Source organism: Saccharothrix sp. NRRL B-16314 (assembly GCF_000716595.1).
In the GTDB taxonomy this organism is placed as follows: domain Bacteria; phylum Actinomycetota; class Actinomycetes; order Mycobacteriales; family Pseudonocardiaceae; genus Actinosynnema.
Genome location: NZ_JNXC01000076.1, coordinates 1 through 2,211 on the forward strand (window position 1 = coordinate 1; position 2,211 = coordinate 2,211).

Annotated in this window: 1 protein-coding gene; it reads right to left on the reverse strand. The window is 62.6% G+C overall.

The window, feature by feature from the left end:
• Positions 1–123: 123 nt before the first annotated feature.
• A complete protein-coding gene (ltrA, locus tag OQ02_RS39015; protein WP_051773495.1) occupies positions 124–1,614 on the reverse strand; it encodes a group II intron reverse transcriptase/maturase in 1,491 nt (496 codons plus the stop codon).
• Between the last annotated feature and the right edge of the window lie 597 nt (positions 1,615–2,211).

Sequence of the window (2,211 nt, forward strand, 5' to 3'; positions counted from 1 at the left end):
TTCGGCGGTCGGGAACAGATGGGTCGACCTTGGGCGCGCCACCCGAGTTTCCTCGGGAGCGTTTCCCAAGGCCGCCCGCCGAACCGGACGTGCGCCTCTCAGCGCATCCGGCTCTCCACGAAGTCACGCTTGTGTGGCTGTGTTCAACCTGTTCATGAAACTGGTCCATGGTGTCGGGATCGTGTACCCTCGCCACCGGTAACGCTCGATGGCTATTTCTTGCGGGTTGTAGAGCATGATCCCGTTCTCCGCTGGGCGGTGCGCCGGATAGCCGGTGAGGAACCGGCGTTGGATCTTGCGCCAGCCCAGTTTCGGGTGTCTCGCTCGCAGCCATCGCGCCACGCTCTGCCACATGTAGAGGTAGAGGTAGCAGTAGGTGGCGGACGAGACACCGTGCCGGAAATAGTTGCACCATCCCCTGACCACGATGTTGAGATGTCTCAGGAGTTGTTCCAGTGAAACGTAGGGAGACCCTGATCTGCGGGTGATGATCCGCACCTTCCCGATGATCGCGTTGAGCGACTTCTTGGACGGGTACGTGTACACCACCTTCTTGTCGACGGTTCCCGCCTTGTGACGACGCTGGATGCGCCACCCGAGGAAGTCGAAACCGTCATCGATGTGCACGACACGGGTCTTCTCCGCCGCCAGGGACAGCCCCATCGGACGGAGAAGCCAGGTCACCTCCTGTTGGACACGGTCGGCCTGCCACCGTTCTCCGGCCACGAGGATCACGAAATCATCCGCATAGCGGACGATTTTGTGGATGGCCCCACCTTTCCGGCGGTGACGATATCGCCGCTGGCCGGCGGCCGCCGTGCCGATTCCGAACGCGTCCCACTTCCGCTGGAAGTGGTCGTCCAGTATCGACAGTGCGATGTTCGCCAGTAGTGGCGACAGAATCCCGCCTTGCGGGGTTCCCGTGTGGGTATCCCGATCCATGCCTTCCTCGGACATGATTCCCGCCTTGAGGAAGGACTTGATCAGGGCCAGGACGCGTTTGTCTTTGACCCGGTTTCGAACGCGGCTCATCAGGGCCACGTGGTCGATCGTGTCGAAGCACGCCTCGATGTCCGCCTCGAACACCCATTCGTAGCGTTGGGTGGTGAAGTGGTGTATCTCGGCGATCGCGTCCTGCGCCCGACGCTCCGGGCGGAACCCGTAACTGGCCGGGGAGAAATCCGCCTCGAAGATCGGTTCCAGCACCAGCTTCAGCGCGGCTTGCACCACACGGTCGGCTGCTGTGGGGATGCCCAGCCTGCGCTTCCTCGTCGTGCCCGGCTTCGGGATCAGCCGTTCCCGCACCGGCTGCGGACGATACGTCCGCTCTTTCAACTCCCGGCGCAGATCCGACAGGAACCCGGTCGGCAGCGGCGGGAGATTCCGTGGAACAACCCCGTCCACTCCCGCTGTCCGGCCGCCCTTGTTCCCTTGAACCCGTTCCCAGGAATGCACGAGAAACGCGGGATCGTACACAAGGTTGTGCAGATCATTGAACACGCGACCCTTGTCGCAGGTCGCCCACAAGTGCAGTTTGGCCTGCATCCGCCGTACCCGCAGCCACGCTTCGTCGAAGCCCGGCCACGACTCACCGGAGTTCACCGGTGTCTCCATGCCCTTACAGTTCCTTTCCGCCGTACTCCGCTGTCGCCCTTCGCCATGTACGCGGCTTTCCCGCGCTCGGACTACTACAGCGACTCCGCCCCGCACCGTGCCCACGGCAGACGACGTGCCTGCCCTTTCATCCAGCCGGAAACCAGATGACGAGGGCGACACGATGCGGTTCCCACGTTCACCATCAACCACTCTGCGGAGGAGGCACCCAACTTTACCCCTGCGACATCGCCACGACTACGCCGCACACATTCACCGTGGCCTCCCTATCCACCCCGGACCAAGGGATCGGAAGTGACCGTCCACAACCACAGGATCGGTCCGCGCCGCAATCCGGCCCGTATCTGTCGAGTTTGAGCCGGCGCACTTCTTGAGGGGCGTTAAGACATTGGTTTCTCGCGTATACCTTTCCGCATCGCTCGCCAGGCCCGCCTCATTCGACAGTGCTGCAACGTCCCGGCTTCGTCAGGGCTGCTCCCATCCTCCCCGGCGTCCCCCGGATCAGACTGCCCTCAGCTATCACTATTATGGTGCGACATAACAGCGGTGCAGGTCTTTCACCTCCACATTGGTTGACAGCGCCTCGTGGCGCACCCC